We start from the raw sequence: 21,644 nt of genomic DNA, 5'->3' as shown, positions 1-21,644 counted from the left end.
TCTCACTAAACCTTAGATCGCCAACAATAGGCGGTGTAGCACGTGCCCAGCAAACAGCTTGAATTTGATGCTAAAGTGCCTAGATTGAAGCTCTGCGATGCTTATCAGATGGGGGCTTTGTCCAGATCTGCGATAGATCTGATCTGGACTATTTAGGGAGAATATAGATTTCATGGATCGGATGCTTAGCCTTAACAGACTTTTCAGGCTAAGCGTATATAGTCCATAGCGTATTAGTGGAGTGATGTAGTCTGCCTTTAAAGCTTGTACAAGCCAAAATAGAGTACCGCAGTCATTGCCATATTGACTGCTCTGCCGAGCAAGGTACATGTAAAAACTGCTGCTAGAGAGTCGATAAAGCAGAGTGGGCATTTCTGGATGTTTGTTTTGGACTGTTTGCAGCATCAAGGCATGAGATCTTGCCATCTTCTTAAAGTTGCCTGACATGCTGCTGGAAATCTTGCGATAGCCGATCAAGAATTCTGGAATAGCCCGAAATTGATAATATTCAGCAATTCTTAGATACAAATCCCAGTCTTCACAACCTTCAGCTCCTTGCTTTCTTAGCTCCTGATTGTAGTAGCCTACTTTTTCCAGACAAGTTCGACGGATTAGAGAAGCACTAGCATTCCCTAAAAAGTTATGACAGATTAGTGCTTTGTAAATATATCCTCCGATGTTTGCGGCTCTAAATTCGCCAGTCGGGACATCTTTCTCGTCAATATCTACTGACCAGGAATATACTAGTCCGACGGTTTCATCAGATGTCAGAAAGCATTGAACTTGCTTTTCAATGTTTTGGGGATACCAGATGTCATCGGCATCGAGGGGAGCGATGAACTCACCTTTGGCATGTTTGATGCCCAGGTTACGGGCAGCGGCTACACCGGAGTTAGGTTGCTGAAGTAGGTGAATGCGGCGATCGCCCTCAGCCATTGCTTGAACAATTTCAACGGTGCGATCGGTGGAACCATCGTCAATGACTAGGACTTCCAGGTTTTTGTAGGTTTGAGATAAAACGGAAGTGAGAGTTCTCTGAATAAAAGCTTCTGCGTTGTATGCTGGAATGATGACTGAAACTAAAGGCGAAGCCGTTGAAACACTTTTCATCTAAGAATTCCTTAACTACCAAAGGGGGACTTTGCTGGGGGTAGTAATGCTTAAAACTTGGATTTCAAGTTCTGAGTTACAGATATAGAGCGATTAATTGAATGATTAACTGAGGGAATGTGCAGGGGCAATCAGGATCAATTATTTTCGTTAGTCTGCACAACCGTAAATGCTCTAGGTAGTACGTAGCAAGCCCTGTAGAATCACTTATGAGTATCATACGTTACCTGCAATTAGTTGTGTCGCAGAGTGTGCAGACTTCATTTATTCTTTATCTACTGCTAAACAACTCCGTGTTTTTACTTTAGAACTACAAAGATTGCCTAAACAAACCACTATCTTCCGGAGTAGCAGTCTTAGCCTTTTGAGAATCGTTTCCTGTATCCTGAACTTTACTATCTAAGATGTTGGTTGATTTGAAGTACCAAAATACTACAAGCAACGGCAGCGCATATTTGTCCCAAGGGTAGGCTTTGAGCATCAGTCCGCAGTTGACAAATAGCAGCCAGAAGGCAAGGTTGGCTCGCGAAAAACGTACACAAGTTAGAAAAGCCAAAACATAAAATACTGCCAGCACGACTGACGGAGCGGGCAAGAAATTCTCAATTTTAATGAGTAATCCGTGTGCTTCTAGAGGTGGAAAAAATACAAAGGCAGGTAACAAACCAAGCATTAAAGCAACATTTCTAAAGCTAAGAATTTGTTTGAAGCTGAAGCTTCTGCTAAACAAAATCCACTCTGGAATGACAAAGTAGAGTCCGATGCAACTCAGGAAGTATAGGCTAGGACTGAGCGAAAATGACCAGGTTGCCTGCTGTACAGAAGGTGTGCTTTGGGTGGCGATCGCTGCTTCTGGTGCGAGGCCTTTAAACAGCCAAAGCCATCCTAGAATCGTTGCTGCTGCTGCTATGGGTGCTAACTGTCGCGGACGAAATTGAAATCCAGCTTTAAGGGAAGACATTAGCTCATAGGCAGCTAGCGCTACTGGAAAAGCCAGCATGTATTGGCGAGATGCGATCGCCAAGATGAACGATACACTGCTCCACAAGTGCTGGTTACGGAGGTAGAGCCAGAATCCTAAAAAGACAAAAAAGGTAGCAATGATATCTGTATAAAGATGAGTACTTAACCAAAGATAATACGGAAAAATTAGTAGTCCACAAGCCGCTAGTATGCCGTTTTTGCTTTTTTGAGCAAGTGGAAATACAATTAGACAAACCATCACCAATGAGAGAATTAGGTTGAGCAAACGACCTGTGAAGATGCCGTTGCCAAACAGATACTCAAGTACGCCAAAAACAATAAATGGTAGTGGTGTGTTGAGCGCTCCATAGTTTCTAAGCTGGTTTAAGTCAGGAACAAGGCTTTGGCTAAACAGTAAACTTGCTTCCCAAAAGTGTTTCTCATCCCATATCAGCGGAAAACGGAGCTGATCGTAGAACAAAAATAGGGCAGAGTAGATAATGAACAGTCCTAAAAAAATCAGCCCTGAGAATTTTGGCGGTAGGATACCTTTTAATACATTCATTGCTAGCTGTTGAGCCCCTTGTTAAATCAACGAACTTAGCGTGGTATAAGGTTGACCACGTTACGCTAAATTTCTGTCTGAATCCTCATCTCCTTGCTTCAACAGATTTGTCGGACGGTCAGTGAATAACTGAACGGAGTTGTAGGGGCGATCGCCCCAGTTCAATAATTCACAATTCTCAATGTTCTTCCGGAGTATTCAGACAAAAGCTTTAACGGGCTACTCTATTTAACTGTTTCAGGGACTTTTGGAGCTTTCTAAGAGGATGAGCCTAATGAACGTTCGAGTCGCTCAAGAATCGGATTTGGCAGAACTGGCAGAGTTGTTTCACCAATCTGTTTTGTCTACCGCGCCTCAGCGCTACACTTCAGAGCAAACTATAGCGTGGGCTTCTACGGCAACCGATGCCGATCGCTTTCGCCAACTCATTTTGCAGTCAACTACCTATGTGGTGGTGGACAAAACCGGAATTCTAGGCTTTGCAGGCATTGCGGCGGATGGACATATAGCATCAACCTATGTTCGTAGCGATCGCATCCATCAAGGTCTCGGTTCTACACTGATGCAGGTGATTCTCGATCACGCTAGCCGCAACGGAATTCAACGCCTTTATGCAGAAGCTAGCGAATTTAGTTTAGGGCTGTTCAAAAAATTTGGTTTTCATCTGTATGACACTGAAATCGTTGAACGGCAGGGTGTACAGTTCAAGCGTTATCTGGTCAAACGACATCAAAATCAAATTCACACCCAAGTCACAACAGAGGTTTAATCACTTCAAGCAATCGCCCTACCTGCTTTTCCCAAGTCCAATCTTGCATAAAGTGAGTGGCATTGATGGCTCGCTGGTAAGCTTCCTGGCAGTTTGTATAAATCGCTTCCAATACTTCAACCAGTTCTTCAGGGTCAGACTCTCCCCATCCTGCAACACCTGGATAGGACTGTGTTGGTTTCACTTCACCTTGAGTCTTAAGTGAGTAACAGTGGTTTTCGCTAATTAAATCCAGGTGTCCTGTGTTGGCAGAGAGGATTGTTGGTACGCCACAGGCGAGGCTTTCCATCGCTGCCAGGTTTGTTCCTCCTTCACAGCGATTGGGGAAGACAGCCACATTTGCTTCTCGCAAAATTTGTCCCACCAGGTGATTAGGAATTAACCCCACATCGATGCAGGCGGTAGTCGGAATACCATTGTCGGCTAACCAGTCCTGAATTTGTAATCGTCCATCAGAACTCACTTTAGGTAAGCCAGCTACATGTCCAGTTTGTTCTAACTCTGTCATGGTTTGGGGCCAAAAGTTGTGCCACGCGGTAAGCAACAATGCTTCTGGGTGACGCGAGTGGAAGATGCGAAAGGCTTTGATTACAATATCTTGCCCTTTGCGATATTCCAGCTTACCCCCAGAAAAGATGACGAAGCGATCGCCCAACACACCCGACCGAGGTGCAGGATGAAAAATCGTCGGATCAATTCCCTGGGGCACCATGCAAACAGGATTGCAGCCGTAGCTCTTTAGCACCTCAGTATTCCAGCTTGAGCCTGCCAAGATTAGGTCATAAGAATTTGCTCGTGCCAGTGCAGTTTGGCTCAGTTGCGTATCTTCAAAAAAAATCACGCCGACATTATGTTTTCCGCTGACCCGTTCCAACTTTGGAGTGGTTTCAAACTGGTTGCCCAAAGCTTTCAGCAACAAAAAGTTTCCCTTCAAGGCTTTACCAGGATTTTGCTGAAGAATCTGCTCAATTCGCTGCGGCTCGTTAAATAGGGGACTTAAAAGTGCCTGATGCAACGGGTTGAAGTCCGCCGAGGTGAATGGAGGCAGTAGAGTAATCGGCTTGAACTCGCGAGTTTTAAGCAATTGCAGCGTCAGATTGGTGCCGTAGATGCCCCAGCCCGTGGCAGCGCTAAGTTCCCAGCCGATGCCGATGGAGTGGAGACTTGGAGCTGAGGGTTGGGGAGTGGAAGCTGGGGGTTGGGGATCAGGGGTTGGGGATTGGGGTCTTAGAGTTTTGGTTTTTAGGGTTTGAATGGTTTCGGTAAGGACGCTATCCCAATCACCAGGGGTGGGTTGGCGGAACAGGCGAAGGGTGGGGTACCAGGGGCTATCTGAGCGATCGCACATCCAGCGCCAGTCAGCAGCAAAAGATAGCAGCACCCAAACGGGGCGACCCAGCGCTCCAGCCAAGTGACCGACTGAGGTGTCAACGGTGATAATCAAATCAAGCTGCATCATTGCAGCGGCAGTGTCAGCAAAATCTTTTAGCTGAGGGCTCAGATCTTCGATAGTACTAGCGTTTGGCAGCTGCGTCAGGTCCGCTGTTCTTGCGCCTTTTTGTAGACTATAAAGCTGGACGTTTGGGACTTCCAGCAGTTTCACAAATTGATTGAGAGAACAGGAGCGATCTCGATCGCTGCGATGATCGGGACTGCCTGCCCAAACAATTCCCACTTTGAAGCGATCGGACGGTGCATCAAGGCGAAAATCAGAAGCAGGCGCTTTAAGGTAGGGAATCTGAGCTGGAATCGTATTTAACGTAGTCCCGAAAATGTGCGGCAAGCTGAGCAATGGCGCATGGACGTGGAATTCCGGTAGGGGAGTGCCTTTGGCAATTACCTGGTTAATTTCAGGAACGGTTTGCAGCAGCCTGATTAGCGCTTCCTGACACTCTACAATCACCCGCCCGCCGCGCTCAGCTATCAGCGGCGCGTAACGAATAAACTGAATCGTGTCACCAAAGCCTTGCTCGGCGTACAGCAAAATTGTTTTGCCGTTCAGGTAAGACCCATCCCATATCGGTTGAGTGAAGGCAGGAAGTGACTTGAAGTTTGGCCCTTTTACCTGCCAGCGCCACTCGTATTCCTCAAAGCCTTGGGCTAGCTCGCCTGCCAGCAGCAGTGACAATCCCCGATTGAGGTGAGCATCCGCATAGTCAGGCTGAAGCGAAATTACCTGTTGATAGGCTGCAACTGATTCAGCAATTTTGCCCTGTTCGCATAGCGCTAAACCTAGATTGTTGTAGGCATCCGCATAGTTGGGTTTGAGGGCGATCGCCTGACGATAACAGGTGACACATTCATCCAGTTTTTTCAAATCTTTCAGCGTATTGCCCAGGTTGTAATAAGCATCCGCATAGTCAGGCTTCAGCGTTAGCGCCTGCCGATAAACCTGCACCGATTTCGTTAACTGCCCTAACTCTTGCAGGGCTGCCCCCAAGTTGTTGTAGAAGGTGAAATTTTCGGGTTGCAACGCCAACGCTTTTTGGTAGCAAGCGATCGCTGCCTCAAATTTCTTCAGCCCCTGGAGGGCATTTCCCAAATTGTTGTGGATATCAGCATTGTCTGGTTTCAGCGTTAGGGCTTGCTGATAGTGAGCGATCGCCTGCTCAAATTCGCCCTGATCCTGCCGCACCATGCCCAGGTTGTTATGCGCTTCTGCATAGCGAGGTGCAAGGGAAATGGCTTGCTGATAATGGGCGATCGCCTGCTCCAAATCACCCGTTTGGCGAAACAGGTTGCCCAAATTGTTGTGAACTTCTGGGTAGCTGGGCTTGAGTGCCAAAGCTTGTTGATAGTGAGCGATCGCTAGATCAAACTGCCCCTGTGCCCGGTGAGCGACACCCAAATTGTTGTGAACAAAGGGATTGTCAAGCTTGAAACTCAACGCCCGCTGATAGCAAGCGATCGCATCGAGCAAGCGTCCTGCCTGGTGAAACGTCATTCCCAAGAAATGCCAGACCTCGGTGTAGTCAGGATGCTCTGCCAAAATTTGGCGATATGCCTGTTCTGCTTCAGCTAGCCGTCCAGATTGATAGTGCTGGTGGGCGATCGCTAGTGCATCAGAGAGGGAAGCCATTGGGGAAATGAGGGGTGAAGGATGAGAAGTTAGAGCGTACTGCTCTACCCTTCTTTCAGTCTGTTTCTAGCTCCGTCTGGAGTAATTTAGGCTGATTTCCACAGTGTAAACAGGATTCCATGAGAAGAATGAGGGGGTGTCCGCAAAATACGCAGCTTCTTTCTAACGAGTTGCTGATTTGGTCATGTAGCAACTGCTCTCGGCACTTTAAGCAATCAAAAAACTCATCCTGACTCTTAACCGCAAAATGGCAACAGTTCAGGCAGCGTTCAACTTTCCAATTCACACTCAGCATAGCTTTGAGCCAGACAACAAATCAGTTACAACAGTCTGGCACGAAAACTTGTCATCTGTCTGTAGGAAGATTCGCATAGTATCTATGGCTATTCTGGGCAATCCCCCGATTTCCAGTTCTCTTATCGCTCAAACTTTCTGATTTCCTGATGTACGCTCATGCCAATCTCAAGTGCTTCATTCAAAAGCTGCCCGTATTCATCTGCCTGGTTATTCACCTGCAAATTTTGCAGTGCTGCTAAATTGGTTTCGATGTTGTTGAACAACTCATGACGACGGGCAATAAAGCGCTTGTGTTTTCGCAAAATTTTTTCAGTCATTAATGCACAAACTAAGCTTTCTCTTGTAGCGGTAAGGGCAGCTAAAACTTCTTTCCGATCGATCAGGCTAATCGTTGAGTTTTTCACCGAACCGAGTTCGTCGATTACATCAACTGCTGCAATAATTTCATTGTGTTTATCCACTTCATCTAGCAAGTGAGCCAGTATTTTCATACTTTTTCCTTTCTGCCACATGTAGAGGTTCCACAGCAGGGCGATCGCCACCGACGCTCCAAAACTAATCTGTAGAAATTGTGCAGTGCTGCTAGCATCTCCCGTTAGCCCACCAAAGCTACGAGCTATGATTAAGCCAATTGGCAAGCAAAAAATTAGAATCAACCCAAACGTAAAAACTTCAGTCATTAGAAACGAAAGAAGCCTTTTGGGATAGCGAATAATCGAAGGTCGCCATGCACCACCTACAAAGACTTCATTCACATCTAGACCTGATAAGTTTTCCAATTCCTTTTGGGTAATTCTCAGTTCCTCCAGGTCTGACTGCATAAGTAACCTGCTCTTAATCTTGGCAACACTTAAAACTATTGAGGGCCCAAAACAGTGAAGATTATTCGAATCACCTGTTGATAAAAATTGCTCTCAATTTCACTGCGAAATAGCTGAAAAGGCTCTCCAGGTGCGCCAAAAAAGGGTCTGAGCGTCCACCCCAACTGGCTACCTACCAGAGCATAAAGGAATAACCAAAATTGCAGCAGCCTTGTTCGCATCCTTTGACTTTTATCCTCTACAGGAATCGCATCTTTCACCCTAACAAAATCTTCTGACGGATTTTCTGCTTCGTCCAGTTTAACCAACGGCTCTCTTGATTTGAACGTCTTGTAATTTGCTTCTGTAACAAATTGCATTCCCTGATAAAACAATTTCACGCCAATTACTCCAGTGAGTGCAAGGATAGCAATGTTTAGTAGCAGGAAGAATTCGTAATCTCGAATTGAAACCAGGAAAAACAGAGTAACTGGAGCAAAGCTAAATAGCAAAACACTGATTACTGAGACTGTTGTCAAAATCAAAGCAGCATATTGATTGAAAGCCAGTGTAGACCCAAACAAAATGTCAAAGAAAAACAGCGTCGGCAAACAGATAATCAGCGTAATTAGATACAGAGCCGGAAGTTTTACAGCCGATGAAATGACTTGAGGTAGGCTGCTGTTTGCGCCAATAATTGCGCCATAAATTGCAAAAAAGATCGAGCTTGAGATGAGCAGCGAAACGATTTTGCTTTCAATCTTAATACCTTGACGAATTTCTTCTAGAAAAAGCGTGCGATCGCGCAACAGCGTAATTAAAACGGCAAAGTATTTCACAGAAACTCCTGCTTATCATGGTGAGGGTTGATGAGGCGAAGCAGTAGATACACGGCTCAAAAATGGCAGGGTCAGTTCAGCCATTTCGGAGGCATAACCCTGAGGTAAAGCGTGGTCAGCACCGGGAATCACTACAATCTCAGCCCCCAAAATTTCGGAGGCGTAGGTCTGCGAGTGCCACAGTGGAATCGTTTCATCGCGATCGCCCGTGATCACTAGCGTCGGCACCCGCAACCGATGAATTTCCTTCTCAACTGTGTCAATCGCATCTTCAGGACGGAGCCGATCGACCAAAAATGATCGGGCCGCAGGTTGAGCATTTAGCTCCCGTCGAAACCAGCTAATCCGCTCCAGTCCTTCTCGCTGTCCAACAACACCAGCGAAGGGCTTTACCAGCCAAAGCATTCCATCCACCAGCGGAGTTTGCCACAGCAGTGGGCGTAGCGCATCATAGCGCCCACAAAAACTGTCGTCTCGAATCCCAGCTGGAGCCGCTAAAATCAAAGCTCTGATCGAGTTCTCGTAATCAAGCGCATAGGCTGAAGCGACCCATCCACCTAGCGAATGCCCCACAATTGCCACTGAACCCAGATTGAGCGTCTCCACAAATTGCCGCACAAAAGCAACCTGCTTGGCGATGTCATAGCGAATTTTGGGCTTAGACGACGCACCAAACCCCAGCATGTCTAAGCTGATGCAGCGATAGTGAGGCTGGAGCAGTTGAGTGAGCGATCGCCAACAGCTTCCTTCGCCCATAAAGCCATGCAGAAACAAGACAACTGAACCTTGCCCTGTCTCTGAATAGGCAGCCTGGTAGGGTAAGTCATTATTAGATTGGCTGTTCAGCGTTAGAATCTGCTTGTCGCTCATGGTGAGTGGAAACCTTAGAGTAGATGTTGACGAGTTAAGGGATGCTGGAAGGCGACAAATGTAGACAGGCGATCGCACCTGAAAATACTTCAGGCAAGTTCGCCCAAATTTTGGGAAAGTTTGCCGCCAGATTTCAATGAAGTTTATACTTCTCAACAGTTAATCCCAAAAGGATTACACTTCATTGCAAAACGCAAAACAAAGGAACGTTGAGATGATACGTTCTACATGTCAGTTTTTGACATCCTTTGACTTTGATACCCTTTGACGCAGAGTTTAGAGAGGAAGAACACTTTGGCTTCGCAATCCGAACAGCTTTCAAATCCTGCACTTCGAGAGGACTTCAGCGAGTACGTCGCTCACCTACAGCTTCACATGGCGTTACAGGCTCGTAATCTGGTTCCCACCCTGACGCAAACCATTGACAGCCGCGAGCAGCTGCTGCATCAGACCCAGGCTAATTTCGAGAAATTTGTCTCTCGTCAAGTTCTCTAGCCGTCGGCTTGCTTTCAGGGGCAATCTGCTTTCAGATATAACTTCCCAAATCGGAGCAATTTGTCTCCGATTTTTTGCTGTATTGGGATATTTCGCTGGTATGGATTAATAACGCTAAATTGCGGATTTATTAAGTTTCTCAGTCCTAATCTTGTTGAAGCTATACTAAAGGGCACTTCAGCAAGAAAATGTGTGCTGAGGGCAAAAGATTAAAGACGTTTCAAACTTAGCACTGAAGAAGATTACAGACTTCTTCAAATTAACAACTTGTCTTGTCAATAAAACCTGAACACCGGGAATCATAGGCTAGATTAATGCCCAAGCTTAATGAGCAAGGCAATAGGTAACTGTCAAACGGGCGTTTGCTCCTCTGTCCAAGAACTGTATTGCAGACGTTGCATCACTGCTGCACGGACCTACCAAGTTAACTAGCCCAACTAATTGAGCAGGTTGCTGTCGAGTTTTGTACGCCAGATATCAGGTGATGCTAACAAACGACAAAAAGCGAGTCCTTCTTGTGAACTGTCCTGACTCAGAAAAACCTAAAATTTTGGTTGTTGATGATCATCCCTCCAGTCGGATGACTGCTGTTGCTCTTCTCGCAGTAGAAGGTTATGAAGTTTTAGAAGCCAGCAGCGGCTCTACTGCTTTAGGCTGTGTAGTTGACGTTAACCCAGATCTAATCCTGTTAGACGTAATGATGCCAGGGATAGATGGATTTGAAGTTTGTCGTCGACTCAAGCAGGATGAACGGACCCGCTTAATTCCAATTGTTTTTATTACTGCTTTAAACGATCGCCGCGCCCGCCTAAGAGGAATTGAAGCCGGAGGAGACGACTTTCTGACAAAGCCTTTTGACCAGCTTGAGCTTTCTGCTCGCGTCAAATCTCTAGTTCAGCAAAAACGCCTCAACGAAGATCTGGATCATGCCAGTCAAGTCTTATTTTCGATTGCCCGTGCCGTTGAGAGCCGTGATCCTAATACCGGGAATCACTGTGAACGTCTGGTTCTTCAAGGCAAAGCATTTGGTGAATTTCTCAACCTTTCCCGAAATGAGGTTCGCGATTTAATGTGGGGTGGTTACCTGCACGATATTGGCAAAGTTGGCATTCCTGATGCAGTCTTGCTCAAGACAGACAAACTCACGCCAGAAGATTGGGAGTTAATGCGACAGCATGTGCTAATCGGCGAAAAAATCTGTCAGCCGCTAAGAACGATGCAAGGAGTCATCCCGATTATTCGCCATCATCATGAGCGGTGGGATGGTTCTGGCTACCCAGACGGTTTAGTTGGCGATGAAATTCCCTACCTGGCTCAGGTATTTCAGATCATCGACATTTTTGATGCCCTAACTCATAGCCGACCTTACAAAATTGCCCTCTCATTTGAGGAAGCTCTCAAAATTATGAATGCAGAAACTGCTAGGGGTTGGCGAAATCCTAAGCTGATGCAATTGTTTTCTGAGTTTGTTCTGACTCAAACTGGGTCCGAGAAGAGTGAAGTTGAAAAAGCTGAATTGTTCACGCATTTGAACTGAGCAATCGGTATTGCTGCGCAGCTTGATGAAGCTGTTTTGTAAGGAGGGTGCAGGCATCGCCTGCACCCTCCTTACAAAACAGCCTTTTGGAAAAAGCACTAGCAAGGTATACTCCGTGAGAATGGATTAGGTTGGGGAAAACATGGTAGCGGTAGCAATTCTGGCAGCGGGACGTGGGACACGAATGAAATCTCACTTACCTAAAGTCTTGCATCCTCTAGGAGGGCGATCGCTGGTTGAGCGAGTTTTGCAAAGTCTGGCAGAGATTCAACCATCGCGCCAATTGATCATTGTTGGCTATCGAAGTGATCTGGTGCAGGAAGCACTCAGCCTCTACCCAGATTTAGAATTTGTCGAACAGACGGAACAACTGGGGACTGGGCACGCCGTTCAACAGCTACTTTCCCCACTGGCAGACTTTGAGGGAGATTTGCTAGTGCTAAACGGTGATGTACCGCTGCTGCGTCCCCAAACCCTTAAGTCGCTGTTGCAAACCCACCAAACGAAGCAGAATGCAGCAACGATCTTGACGGCACAGTTACCAGACCCTAAGGGCTACGGGCGCGTGTTTTGTGATGGGCAAAACATTGTGACGCAAATCGTGGAAGACCGGGACTGCACCGCCGCGCAAAAGCAAAACCGCCGAATCAATGCTGGGGTTTATTGCTTTCGCTGGGCTGACCTGGCGCGAGTGCTGCCTCAGCTTCAGTCTAATAATGACCAGCAGGAATATTACCTGACGGATACCGTTAGCATTTTGGAACCCGTGATGGCGGTAGATGTAGAAGATCACCAGGAAATTTTAGGGATCAACGATCGCAAGCAGCTTGCCAATGCTTACAGCATTCTACAAACGCGGATTAAGGATGACTGGATGAAGGCAGGCGTAACGCTAATCGATCCCGATAGTACGACGATCGATGACACAGTGCAGCTTCAACCAGACGTGATCGTTGAGCCTCAGACTCATCTCAGAGGCAAGACCTTAATTCAAGCAGGCAGCCGCATTGGACCAGGTAGCCTGATCGAAAATAGCCAAATTGGCGAAAATGTGACTGTGCTGTATTCGGTGGTGACAGACAGTACCGTAGCAGCTAATACCCGAATTGGTCCATATGCTCATTTGCGGGGTCAGGTGCAGGTGGGAGATGGCTGTCGCATCGGCAACTTTGTGGAGTTGAAGAAAACTACTTTGGGCGATCGCACCAATGTCGCTCATCTGTCTTACCTGGGCGACACAACCACTGGAGAACGGGTAAACGTCGGTGCAGGAACGATTACAGCTAATTATGATGGCGTGAATAAACATCCCACTCAAATTGGCGATCGCACCAAAACCGGATCAAACAGCGTCTTGGTTGCCCCTATCACGGTTGGTGCAGATGTCAACATTGCTGCGGGTTCAACCGTTACTGAAGATGTGCCCGCTGATTGTCTGGTAATTGCCCGGGCGCGCCAGGTGGTTAAACCGGGCTGGCGGCTTAAATCCCGCTTAGAAGAACTTCCTCAATAACAAAATCAGTACTAATCTCAAGTGGCACAGGCAAGTTGCACCATTTGAAACGATTTACTAGACCTCAAGTGTGAAGGGCTTCAGGCAGAAGGTTTGCTGTTGGGAATTTATTAATTCCTGTTCTGTATAGAACCAAATAGTAACGACTAGTCGGTTTACTATCAGGATAAAGGCATAGCCCCAGAGTCCCTGTTGTATGACTGGTACTTAAATTTGATGTTTGTCACTTCGTCTGACCCTAACAGTAATTCGTCTCTGACGAAGTTGCCTGAATATAACTCCAAGGCATCGTTGCAGAAAAAGATTGGGCGATCGCCTCACCCCTTAGCCGCTGCTCCTACTCAACCTGATACGCGATTAGCAGATTGGGCGATTGATCCGGTTGACCTAGATCAGCCTCAGTTGCATCAAGGTTCTCTCAGAGGCTCTTCGCCCTCAACAGCTCTAAGAGGAAGAGATTTAGAGGCGCTAGAGGAATTGTTTGAGCATGAAGAAATAGAAGAAATTCAAGCCGATGTTCTCCTTAATCTGGAATGGATGAGTCCTGAACTTTGTTGGGAGGATGATCCCTTCGATTTCCTCCGTGAGTATCTCTAAAGGTAGTGGCATTTAGGTAATGATTTTTTGTTGTGCGGGCTAAACCTGCACAACAAAAAATTATTACCCTTTTGGAACTACCTCTCTAAGAGTTGAAATAGCCTTAACGACCGAAACCACCAAACTTTTTTACTCTGATGGAGTTTTTCCCTAAAGCGGAATGAATTCGTAAATCACCCGAAAGGACTCTTGACTCGTTCAGGTTTTGCCTGCTACGGTTGAAAGACAGTTGGAAATTAGCAAAAAACCGCTGCAACAGCCATGAGCTACTCAACTTCTTACTTTTATTTTTGGTTTATGGAGGTTCACCTGGGGTGAGTCCAGCTTTGCATGGAACCTCTGGTGAACCGCAGACTACAATCTGCGGTTTTTTGCTTTTTCAGAGTTTGTTTTCCGAGCCATTCATTCAGGAAGTAGAAATGCTGACCTATCTCAATAGCTGGTTTTACGGCTTTTACTTTTTTTGGTCCAGGGAAATACCCGGGTGAGATGGTCATGCAATCTTCTACCAACCCGGGACTTTAACGGTTCCGGGTTTTTTAATGGCTTGGATTTTTCTCAGTTGAGTTTCTCACAGTTCAATCTCTCCCAGTTCGATTTCTCGCAATTCACACCACTACGTTCTTTTTAAAGGAGTCTCCAGTGCAAAACGCTAAACTCGCTGCTAAAGCTAATCCCAGCCATAAAACCGTCGTTCAGCTTTCAGAACAAATTGCAGTCGGCGGACAAGATTTGCTGATTGTAGGCGGCCCTTGCTCGGTCGAAAGTCAGGCTCAAATGGAGGAAGTCGCCAGCCGCCTTGTCACAGCTCCTGTTCAGGCAATCAGGGGCGGTGTATTCAAGCCTCGCACTTCACCTTACGCATTTCAGGGAATGGGGCAAGAGGGGTTAGAAATTTTGGCATCTGTTCGCGATCACTCTGGACTACCTGTAATTACTGAAGTGATGGCAATCTCGCAGATTGAGGCGATCGCCACCTATGCCGATGCGCTACAAATCGGCAGCCGCAATATGCAAAACTTCGACCTGCTCAAAGCCGTTGGTGAAGTAGACAAACCCATCGTCCTCAAGCGTGGACTAGCCGCCACAATTGAAGAATTCGTCATGGCCGCAGAATACATCCTCAGCCACGGCAACCCAAACGTCATCCTGTGTGAGCGCGGCATTCGCAGCTTCGACCCCTATACCCGAAACGTGCTTGACCTAGGAGCAGTTGTTGCCCTGAAGCAAATTACTCACTTGCCTGTAATTGTTGATCCCAGTCATGCCGTAGGCAAACGTGAATTAGTTTCCGACCTTGCCAGAGCCGCTGTTGCCTGTGGGGCAGACGGCATTATGGTCGAGTGTCACCCTGAACCCGAAAAATCTGTCTCTGATGCTCGTCAAGCCCTTTCTCTCGATGACATGGTGAGCCTAGTTCAAAGCCTCAGACCTGTTGCTGCTGCTGTAGGACGCTCAATTCCTATGAAAGCCGGAAATTTGCCCCGGCTTTCACTCGTCTAAAGGACATGGATTTACATAGCAATTCTCAATTGCACGATATACAGCAGTGGAGCACCGCGCCACTGCTGTATGTTGTACTTTAGCTACCCAAGAACTGCTATAAACTTACCTACGCGGAACTTGTTCAACTAGGTCAAATCTATGCAGTTCGGTCCCGGCTTTGGCGTTACGTTTTTGTATTACTTCACTAGCACTGCTGTCCTATTCACCCTTGTCTCATCTCAGGCGTTAGGAACAGGCATGGGCTCTGGAATTCCCCAGCAGGTTGGACTGATGGGCGGACTGGTTGCTGGGCTGATGGGAGCATATTTCAACCGGACGACTACTCTCTCCGTTACGTTCAAGGGCAAAAAGGCATTCCTGTCGAACTTGAACAACGTTTTGGGTCAAATGGGCTATCAGCAAAAGTCAGAGGAAGATGACTTGCTGGTCTATGAGAGATCGGCGTTAGGCAAGTTTCTCTCGGGTAAAGTTTATGTTCAGCTTGAGCCAGAGAAAGCAACGATCGCCAGCCGCTCTATTCAGCTAAAGCGAATTCAAAAGCAAATTCAGTAGTAAATTACAACAGAGCCATTACTGACTGATGGCGATCTTTAAGCTACGGCAAAATGATTCGATCGCCTTCAAGCCTTGAGCAGGCGTGCCTTCTGCCAGTCGCTTCACGAATGCACTACCGACAATCACCGCATCTGCGCCCCATTCTCTTACTTGACGAGCCTGTTCCGGTTGCGAAATGCCAAAACCGACCCCAATTGGCTTATCAGTAACGTTCCGCAGATCTAGCAGCAAATCTTGTACTCGCGTTTCGACCTGAGAGCGAATTCCGGTCACACCCGTTACGCTGACCAGGTAAATGAAGCCTTGAGATTGAGTGGCGATCGCCTCGATTCGTTCTTTTGGGCTGGTCGGGGCCACTAACAGCGTCACGTCAATTCCTGCTGCCGCCGCTGGCTTGAGCAACCCTTCTACTTCCTCTAACGGCAAATCGGGAACCACTAGCCCTCGTGCGCCCGCCTCAGCAATCTGCTGCAAAAATGCCTCAATTCCCCGGTTCAAAATGGGATTGTAGTAGGTGAACAAGATGATCGGAGCTTTTAGTTCAGGGCTAACTTGCCGGACTACGTCTAGTACTTGCTCCAAACGGGTTCCCTGCTGAAGCGCACGGGTCGCTGCTGCCTGAATTACGGGACCATCAGCGAGTGGGTCAGAGTAAGGAATTCCCAGCTCGATCAGGTCAGCACCACTGCGATCAAGGGTCTTGAGCGCTTCTGCTGTTGTTTCTAAGTTAGGATCACCCGCTGTGATAAAGGGAATCAGCGCACACTGACCGCGATCGCGCAGAGCATCCATGCAATCTAGAACTAATCCCATTTGTGACCTTGCCGCTCCGTAGATTCGCTAAAAAATGACCGTTCCCCATTCTACGGCTCGTTGGTCGTCTGCGATCGCCTGGCTTCCTCAGTTGCTAGCTGTTTCTCCTGAGCTAACTGTTTTTCCTGCTCAATTTCTGCCTGAAGCTTGGCTAGTTCCTCTGGAGTCATCTCTTCCAAGCGCTTCTGCAAAACAGCATCCTCATAGTCCTGAAGTTGCTGATTGTAGGTCATATTTTGAGTTACAGCTCGAAACAGGTAGGTCAGCAGCCAGCCGACTAACCCACCAACTAAAGCAGCTTGACTCCAAATGCCAGCATCGACGCTATCCAGCCCAGCCCGTTGCAAGATCAGGTAGAGTAAGCCGCCTGCCGCAAAAATACCAATACCAATACCGATTACGTCAATTCGTCGCATCCAGGATCAACCTGAGTTATCTGTCAAAAATATTTCCCGTTGCAGCAAAGAGTCTAAGGGAAATAGCTTCTAAGGGCAAACTGCTGCTTGCCCTTACGGAGATTTCCTTAGTTCCACAGTCCAGCGCAACGGATCGCTATGTTTCAATTTGCCGCCGCTGTGGACGGAAGTTGAGAAACGGGCTAAGTAGCACCAGCCCAGGGAAGAACAAAAATACAAAAAAGTACATCAGTACCCGCTCTACTGAGCTAGCAATGTACCAGCGCTTTTGCAGGTAAAAGAAGGTGAGCGCCGGGATGACCAGCAAATATGCTCCTCCCAAGCCCAGATATAGCAATGGAACCAATGGAATTGACATAACCTTCACAAATAATTCAGCTGATTATATAGTCCTGACCTACCCAGTGCTGTCCCAAGCAGATCCCCTCTATATTACCGCTAGCTGTGGAAATCGCACTGTTTAAGCCAATTAACTCGACGAATCAAATAAATTACTAATTCTAATTTATGATGAAATTACTGATTCGTTCTTAAATATTCTATACTTAAATAACATTGCAGGTACTTAGTCTGTGAATATCCATTTAGCCAGCCGAGGAAGGCTATTAACCAAAGCAAAACGCTTGTAAAGCGTGTAATTAAAGTAACAAAAATCTGAATTCCATGGAATTTCCTGCTCCACAAGAATTTGCTGCAGCAAAATCAAACCTCCTGACGAAGGTGACCACGTAACCCACTATTGCAAAACCTGTTGCAAAACAGAGTGAGGAACATCGTTAACAACCCTGTACCTTGGCTCACCGCAATATTATTGGCACTAGTGTCACAAAAGAAGTTGCGTAGACTCGTAAATAGTGATGGAATAGACAAGTATCGACTGAGTAAATCAAAATCCTCAAGTTGAATCACGGGGGCGTGGCGGAATGGTAGACGCTGCGGACTTAGAAAACTGAGCCTTGGCGGGGAAACCCATCAAGTGGAAGCTCTCAAATTCAGGGAAACCTAAATCTGAAGCAACGGAAATAGGCTCTATGAGTGAGGCATTAGCTGCATCAGCAGTTGTCCTCAACCTCACAACCTCTTTCCTGTGCCTTAGACAAGGCAATCCTGAGCCAAGCCGATTAACAGATAAGGCAAAGTGCCAGACTCTGAGCCTGATCGGAAGGTGCAGAGGCCCGACGGGAGCTACCCACACGTTTTGTTGGCAGCTGAAAAGCTTCACAAAGCGCGGGTAAAGGGAGGGTCCAATTCTCAAAGCCTAATGATCTAGCACTAGATCGCTCAAGGCAGTAGCGAAAGCTGCGAGAGGATGAAAATCCGTTGACTGTTGAAGTCGTGAGGGTTCAAGTCCCTCCGCCCCCATATTCAGCTAAATATTCCCTTAGCGCTACTCCTGAAGCTTCTTCACAAGTTGATGCCAAGCTTGAAGCTTTTCTAGGCGATATGAGCGAAATTTGTGGCACCTAAATTTTGCTTGGCAAGCCATGTTGGGTGGAAAACTGCGTACCCCTACAGCATTTTCTGTCACAAATGCAAATCTACTTTAGACTAAAAAGCCGTACTTGCCCTTAATAGGTAACCTTAATGTATCCTAGAACCTTCTGGCGGATACGCCGGTGGGTACGCAGATGCAATGATTGACACAACATCTGACTCTCGTTGCCGGAATTGACTAGATTACGATTGAGGATTAGGGAGGAGAGCATTTTAAGCGTTAACTCGTCTGGGCTGGTAGGCACTGCCATTTTCTAGACATACTCAGTAAACACAACAGATTGCCAACTTTTTGAGTGAAGCGCTAGTCACTTTGGGTAATGTGATGATTGTGGATAGATTGACAGAAGGTCAGACTCCAGCAAAATCAAATCGGAGTCGGCGAGACGTCTCGCAGGCACAAGACATAATCTACAATCACCTCTTGGAGATTGTTAAAACATGGTCGCCTGAAGACGTTTTAGTAGAGTTTAGACATCTCTTTATTCACCATGTTGATACTGTCAGCTCAGATACGCTGCCAGCTTTATATGAACTTGTTTTTGCCAATCAAGAACAGGAATTTCGGAATACGCTCAAACGAGCTTGTTACATTTTGATTAACAACTGGGATATTGCTAGAAGCCACAAATCAATTCAGCAGCTAATTCAACTCTTTTCTGATCCAGTTCTTAATCGCCATACGCTATCTCCAACGCTGAAAAGGCTGCGTATCTGGCTCAAAAATTTTGTTGATAGTCCAGATTTTCAAGAACTTAAACTCTTTGCTGCTAGATATGAAAACCAGGAAGAACTTCACTGGAGCCAGCGATATACTTCCTATTTACTTGTTCCACAATACATCAACTTAAAGAATCCGATTGAGCAGCGTGAAGCTGCAAGAGCATTATCACGGCAACTGAAAGATAAGTTTAAATTTGAGTTGGCTCTTTATACTGCCCGTTGTGAAATCGCTGCGCCTAAAGAAAAGTTACCTAAAAATCCAACGAGTTTGGGTGATAACGGTTTGCGTTTAATCAAAATGATTGTAGCTAGACGAGGGAAATTCAGTTACGCTAATCTGGCTAACATTTTTGTTAATCAAACTAGAACTTTAACCTATCAGGATTTCAAGCGTAGCTTTGGGGAATATCTGCTTTTCTCGGTTGAGCATGACGATTTTGTGACAACGTTTAAGAAGCAGCTGTTGGAAAGACTAGATGCGCTATACACCACCCACAACGATAAGGTGATTACTGATGCGTTGCTGCTGCGGACTTCTAATCGAGTCATTGAGTATCTCACAACTGAAAACCAGCAAGAGCCTTCCTCTCTCTTTGTATTGCTACTTTCACAAGGTAATCCTCTGACTCTGGTAGTTGTCCTATTAAAGATTATTTTGGTTTGCAAATATGCACGTACGCACCTAGAAGCTCGTATCGCTGATTTGATCAAATACTACGAGAGCTTTTCTGAAGAAGACTGTCAATGGGTTGTCAATTTCTTTGAGATTTTCAATATTACGATGGCAATCTACGCTGAGAATGTTGAATACAATCTGGTTGACATGAACAATCACAATTCACCTCAGCGAGCAAAACTAAGCCTAGATGCCTGCCGAATTTTTTCTCAGTTTAAGCGGAATGGGGCTTTAGCTGATGAACCGGAAGCTTTAGAGGATACCTTAGAGATACTCATTGAAGAGGGTGAGGAAGAGTTGAGTAGCTAACTGTTTTAGCTGAACTACTCAATGCTGACTCCTCGGAAAGTTTGGGACCGCGATCGCCCCGCCACAGGAGCCTTCTCAATCTCTCTCGCTCTAACTTGGTGCTGCTGGAAATGCTTCTGCCATAGCTCAGGCGCATTTAACGTTTCACCACCATGAACCGTTCTGCGCTGTCGCACCTGACATAGAACAGGCGTATTGACACAAGCCCCTGCAACAATCACCTGCCCTTTGGTAAGGGCGGGTAACTCTTTCAGTAAGTCCCGTCCGGCTGCCTCTACACCATATTTAAGGCTGTCCTGATCAACAGGATTAACGATCCGCATGATGAACTGGCTCATGCACTGAGATAGAACATCTGAGTCAAGCTTGCCGGGACGTTGGGTAATTAGCCCTACCCCCATGCCAAACTTTCGTCCCTCACTCAGGATGGTTCGCAAAATCATCTTGCAGCGAGACGGCTCATGGGCAGGCGCAAAGCGATGAGCTTCCTCGAGCAGGACAAAGACGGGATAAGGCAGATAGTTCTCATCCTCGGATGTGATGTTGCCCTTTTCCGTATTCATGCGTGCATGGCTCGCTTGTCGTAACACTGCTGCACAGATAACTTGCTGTTCTTCCTGGCTAATCTCATTCATTTGCAGCACGGTCACTTGTCCCGGTTCAAACAAATCTTTGGGAGCAAGGTGATCAATTGAGTGGAAATATGCTGATCGATCCAATCGGTCGAGTTTCCATTCAATCGCAGGAGCAGAAGATCCGGTCTTTTCATTTCCTTCGTCATCCTGCGTTCGGTCTGCTTCATAGACCGCGGCAATCAAATCATTCACGCCCCAGCGATAGTCGCCCCGCTTGTGTCGCTTAAGAATAGTGAACGCTTTGTTGAGAATTGACTGCTGGCGATCGCTCATTTCTGGCAGCAGCGTCAAAATATCGTAGTAATCCAATGAAGAAACCCGAATCCGCACATCGTCTGGAGTCAGGACTTTAACCTTAGGGGCATAACCATCTGCGGCTGTAAAATCCGGATGCCCTCGCATGTCTGATAGCGTCCCATATTCTCCATGCGGGTCAAAAATCAGCACTGCGGCTCGGTTGTGGGGCGATAGCAATTCCTCAACCAAGACCCCAGCCGTATAGGACTTACCCGATCCGGTTCCCGCTAAAATCGCCATGTGGGTGCTGACTAATTCTTTGACATCCAGGGCGATCGGCACTGACGCAGTTTCTCTCAGCAACAGGGAACCAATATGGGCTGAACCGACTTCTCCAGGTTGCCGTTTATTCAAAACCTGCTGCAAACCAGCATCGTCAGCTAAATATACTTTTGCGCCTGGATCAGGCGTTTTACGTGGGTTCATAAAGCCCAGCGATCGATGGAAGTAGCCGATTACATCCACAGTGACTTCGTAGATCTCAGGGCTGGGATGGGTGAAACCAACTAAGGCAGCGATCGCCTCTGGGCTAATCTCGGTATCAGCAAAAATCCGATCAGGCAAATGATCAATTAAACAACGAGCTGAAATTTTACCTAGAATCTGTAGCGGCATTTGGAAGGCTTCCGCTGCAGGCACTTCATAGTAAACAAACTCACCAATCTTAACGTGACGGTTATTTGCCGTAATGAAAACATACTGATTTCCGTCTTCCCCCGGACCTTTAACCGTACCGATCGTCTGTGATGAGGAGAGTGCAACTGGTGCTGAAGTCACTGAAGTCAT

The 21,644-nt window shown here is 46.7% G+C and carries 18 protein-coding genes; 8 read left to right on the top strand and 10 right to left on the bottom strand.

What is annotated here, in order from left to right; genetic code table 11:
- Positions 1–12: 12 nt before the first annotated feature.
- Both H6G00_RS04350 and H6G00_RS04345 read right to left on the bottom strand, forming a co-directional pair.
- On the bottom strand, positions 13–1,110 hold the full coding sequence (locus H6G00_RS04350) for a glycosyltransferase family A protein (protein ID WP_190795764.1): 1,098 nt from the start codon (positions 1,108–1,110) through the stop codon (positions 13–15).
- 310 nt (positions 1,111–1,420) lie between these two features.
- Positions 1,421–2,638 (bottom strand): hypothetical protein, encoded by a 1,218-nt coding sequence (locus H6G00_RS04345; RefSeq protein WP_190795763.1) that lies wholly within the window; start codon positions 2,636–2,638, stop codon positions 1,421–1,423.
- Between the two features lie 274 nt (positions 2,639–2,912).
- Here H6G00_RS04345 and H6G00_RS04340 point away from each other — a divergent pair, with 274 nt between their 5' ends.
- Complete coding sequence (locus H6G00_RS04340) at positions 2,913–3,407, top strand: GNAT family N-acetyltransferase (RefSeq protein WP_190795762.1); 495 nt, start codon at positions 2,913–2,915, stop codon at positions 3,405–3,407.
- On the opposite strand, the gene H6G00_RS04335 is transcribed toward H6G00_RS04340, so the two are convergent.
- The 4 genes from H6G00_RS04335 to H6G00_RS04320 all read right to left on the bottom strand — a co-directional run bounded on the left by H6G00_RS04335 (position 3,391) and on the right by H6G00_RS04320 (position 9,448).
- Positions 3,391–6,486 (bottom strand): tetratricopeptide repeat protein, encoded by a 3,096-nt coding sequence (locus H6G00_RS04335; protein WP_190795761.1) that lies wholly within the window; start codon positions 6,484–6,486, stop codon positions 3,391–3,393. The two genes, H6G00_RS04340 and H6G00_RS04335, sit on opposite strands and share 17 nt — an antisense overlap.
- A gap of 416 nt (positions 6,487–6,902) precedes the next feature.
- A complete protein-coding gene (locus tag H6G00_RS04330) occupies positions 6,903–7,604 on the bottom strand; it encodes a hypothetical protein (protein WP_190795760.1) in 702 nt (233 codons plus the stop codon).
- A 35-nt stretch (positions 7,605–7,639) separates the two neighbouring features.
- Positions 7,640–8,422 (bottom strand): actin-binding WH2 domain-containing protein, encoded by a 783-nt coding sequence (locus H6G00_RS04325; RefSeq protein WP_190795759.1) that lies wholly within the window; start codon positions 8,420–8,422, stop codon positions 7,640–7,642.
- Between the two features lie 15 nt (positions 8,423–8,437).
- On the bottom strand, positions 8,438–9,448 hold the full coding sequence (locus H6G00_RS04320; RefSeq protein WP_242042119.1) for an alpha/beta hydrolase: 1,011 nt from the start codon (positions 9,446–9,448) through the stop codon (positions 8,438–8,440).
- 138 nt (positions 9,449–9,586) lie between these two features.
- Here H6G00_RS04320 and H6G00_RS04315 point away from each other — a divergent pair, with 138 nt between their 5' ends.
- The 6 genes from H6G00_RS04315 to H6G00_RS04290 all read left to right on the top strand — a co-directional run bounded on the left by H6G00_RS04315 (position 9,587) and on the right by H6G00_RS04290 (position 15,492).
- Positions 9,587–9,787 carry a hypothetical protein gene (locus tag H6G00_RS04315; protein ID WP_190645590.1) on the top strand — a complete coding sequence of 67 codons (201 nt, stop codon included), beginning with the start codon at positions 9,587–9,589 and terminating at the stop codon, positions 9,785–9,787.
- A 484-nt stretch (positions 9,788–10,271) separates the two neighbouring features.
- Entirely contained in the window at positions 10,272–11,324 is a 1,053-nt protein-coding gene (locus H6G00_RS04310) for a two-component system response regulator (protein ID WP_190683334.1), read from the top strand.
- A gap of 142 nt (positions 11,325–11,466) precedes the next feature.
- Entirely contained in the window at positions 11,467–12,837 is a 1,371-nt protein-coding gene (glmU, locus tag H6G00_RS04305) for a bifunctional UDP-N-acetylglucosamine diphosphorylase/glucosamine-1-phosphate N-acetyltransferase GlmU (protein ID WP_190795758.1), read from the top strand.
- A gap of 216 nt (positions 12,838–13,053) precedes the next feature.
- On the top strand, positions 13,054–13,434 hold the full coding sequence (locus H6G00_RS34595; protein WP_199318299.1) for a hypothetical protein: 381 nt from the start codon (positions 13,054–13,056) through the stop codon (positions 13,432–13,434).
- 606 nt (positions 13,435–14,040) lie between these two features.
- A complete protein-coding gene (gene aroF, locus H6G00_RS04295; RefSeq protein WP_190795812.1) occupies positions 14,041–14,937 on the top strand; it encodes a 3-deoxy-7-phosphoheptulonate synthase in 897 nt (298 codons plus the stop codon).
- A 141-nt stretch (positions 14,938–15,078) separates the two neighbouring features.
- The gene (locus H6G00_RS04290; RefSeq protein WP_190795757.1) at positions 15,079–15,492 is read left to right on the top strand and encodes a hypothetical protein; all 414 of its coding nucleotides are present in this window, start codon (positions 15,079–15,081) and stop codon (positions 15,490–15,492) included.
- Between the two features lie 18 nt (positions 15,493–15,510).
- On the opposite strand, the gene trpA is transcribed toward H6G00_RS04290, so the two are convergent.
- The 3 genes from trpA to H6G00_RS04275 form a co-directional block, all read right to left on the bottom strand.
- Positions 15,511–16,308: a tryptophan synthase subunit alpha gene (trpA, locus tag H6G00_RS04285; protein ID WP_190795756.1), complete on the bottom strand. Its 798-nt coding sequence runs from the start codon at positions 16,306–16,308 to the stop codon at positions 15,511–15,513.
- A gap of 50 nt (positions 16,309–16,358) precedes the next feature.
- Entirely contained in the window at positions 16,359–16,724 is a 366-nt protein-coding gene (locus H6G00_RS04280; protein ID WP_190795755.1) for a DUF3007 family protein, read from the bottom strand.
- A gap of 136 nt (positions 16,725–16,860) precedes the next feature.
- A complete protein-coding gene (locus H6G00_RS04275; protein ID WP_190795754.1) occupies positions 16,861–17,082 on the bottom strand; it encodes an NAD(P)H-quinone oxidoreductase subunit L in 222 nt (73 codons plus the stop codon).
- 1,428 nt (positions 17,083–18,510) lie between these two features.
- Here H6G00_RS04275 and H6G00_RS04270 point away from each other — a divergent pair.
- Entirely contained in the window at positions 18,511–19,926 is a 1,416-nt protein-coding gene (locus H6G00_RS04270; RefSeq protein ID WP_199318298.1) for a hypothetical protein, read from the top strand.
- 14 nt (positions 19,927–19,940) lie between these two features.
- Here H6G00_RS04270 and H6G00_RS04265 read toward each other — a convergent pair whose 3' ends face one another.
- A complete protein-coding gene (locus H6G00_RS04265) occupies positions 19,941–21,644 on the bottom strand; it encodes an ATP-binding protein (RefSeq protein ID WP_190795753.1) in 1,704 nt (567 codons plus the stop codon).

Origin of the sequence: Leptolyngbya sp. FACHB-541 (assembly GCF_014695875.1) — a bacterium.
In the GTDB taxonomy this organism is placed as follows: Bacteria; Cyanobacteriota; Cyanobacteriia; order Elainellales; family Elainellaceae; genus JAAUTN01.
This window is presented reverse-complemented; position numbering and strand designations above follow the sequence as displayed.

What these genes read in the sequence shown, in the direction of transcription:
- glmU (WP_190795758.1), top strand. Translation starts at nt 11,467, where the DNA reads ATGGTAGCGGTAGCAATTCTGGCAGCGGGACGTGGGACACGAATGAAA.
- H6G00_RS04280 (WP_190795755.1), bottom strand. Translation starts at nt 16,724, where the DNA reads ATGCGACGAATTGACGTAATCGGTATTGGTATTGGTATTTTTGCGGCA.
- H6G00_RS34595 (WP_199318299.1), top strand. Translation starts at nt 13,054, where the DNA reads ATGTTTGTCACTTCGTCTGACCCTAACAGTAATTCGTCTCTGACGAAG.
- trpA (WP_190795756.1), bottom strand. Translation starts at nt 16,308, where the DNA reads ATGGGATTAGTTCTAGATTGCATGGATGCTCTGCGCGATCGCGGTCAG.
- H6G00_RS04330 (WP_190795760.1), bottom strand. Translation starts at nt 7,604, where the DNA reads ATGCAGTCAGACCTGGAGGAACTGAGAATTACCCAAAAGGAATTGGAA.
- H6G00_RS04275 (WP_190795754.1), bottom strand. Translation starts at nt 17,082, where the DNA reads ATGTCAATTCCATTGGTTCCATTGCTATATCTGGGCTTGGGAGGAGCA.
- H6G00_RS04340 (WP_190795762.1), top strand. Translation starts at nt 2,913, where the DNA reads ATGAACGTTCGAGTCGCTCAAGAATCGGATTTGGCAGAACTGGCAGAG.
- H6G00_RS04345 (WP_190795763.1), bottom strand. Translation starts at nt 2,638, where the DNA reads ATGAATGTATTAAAAGGTATCCTACCGCCAAAATTCTCAGGGCTGATT.
- H6G00_RS04290 (WP_190795757.1), top strand. Translation starts at nt 15,079, where the DNA reads ATGCAGTTCGGTCCCGGCTTTGGCGTTACGTTTTTGTATTACTTCACT.
- H6G00_RS04310 (WP_190683334.1), top strand. Translation starts at nt 10,272, where the DNA reads ATGCTAACAAACGACAAAAAGCGAGTCCTTCTTGTGAACTGTCCTGAC.
- H6G00_RS04265 (WP_190795753.1), bottom strand. Translation starts at nt 21,644, where the DNA reads ATGACTTCAGTGACTTCAGCACCAGTTGCACTCTCCTCATCACAGACG.
- H6G00_RS04350 (WP_190795764.1), bottom strand. Translation starts at nt 1,110, where the DNA reads ATGAAAAGTGTTTCAACGGCTTCGCCTTTAGTTTCAGTCATCATTCCA.
- H6G00_RS04335 (WP_190795761.1), bottom strand. Translation starts at nt 6,486, where the DNA reads ATGGCTTCCCTCTCTGATGCACTAGCGATCGCCCACCAGCACTATCAA.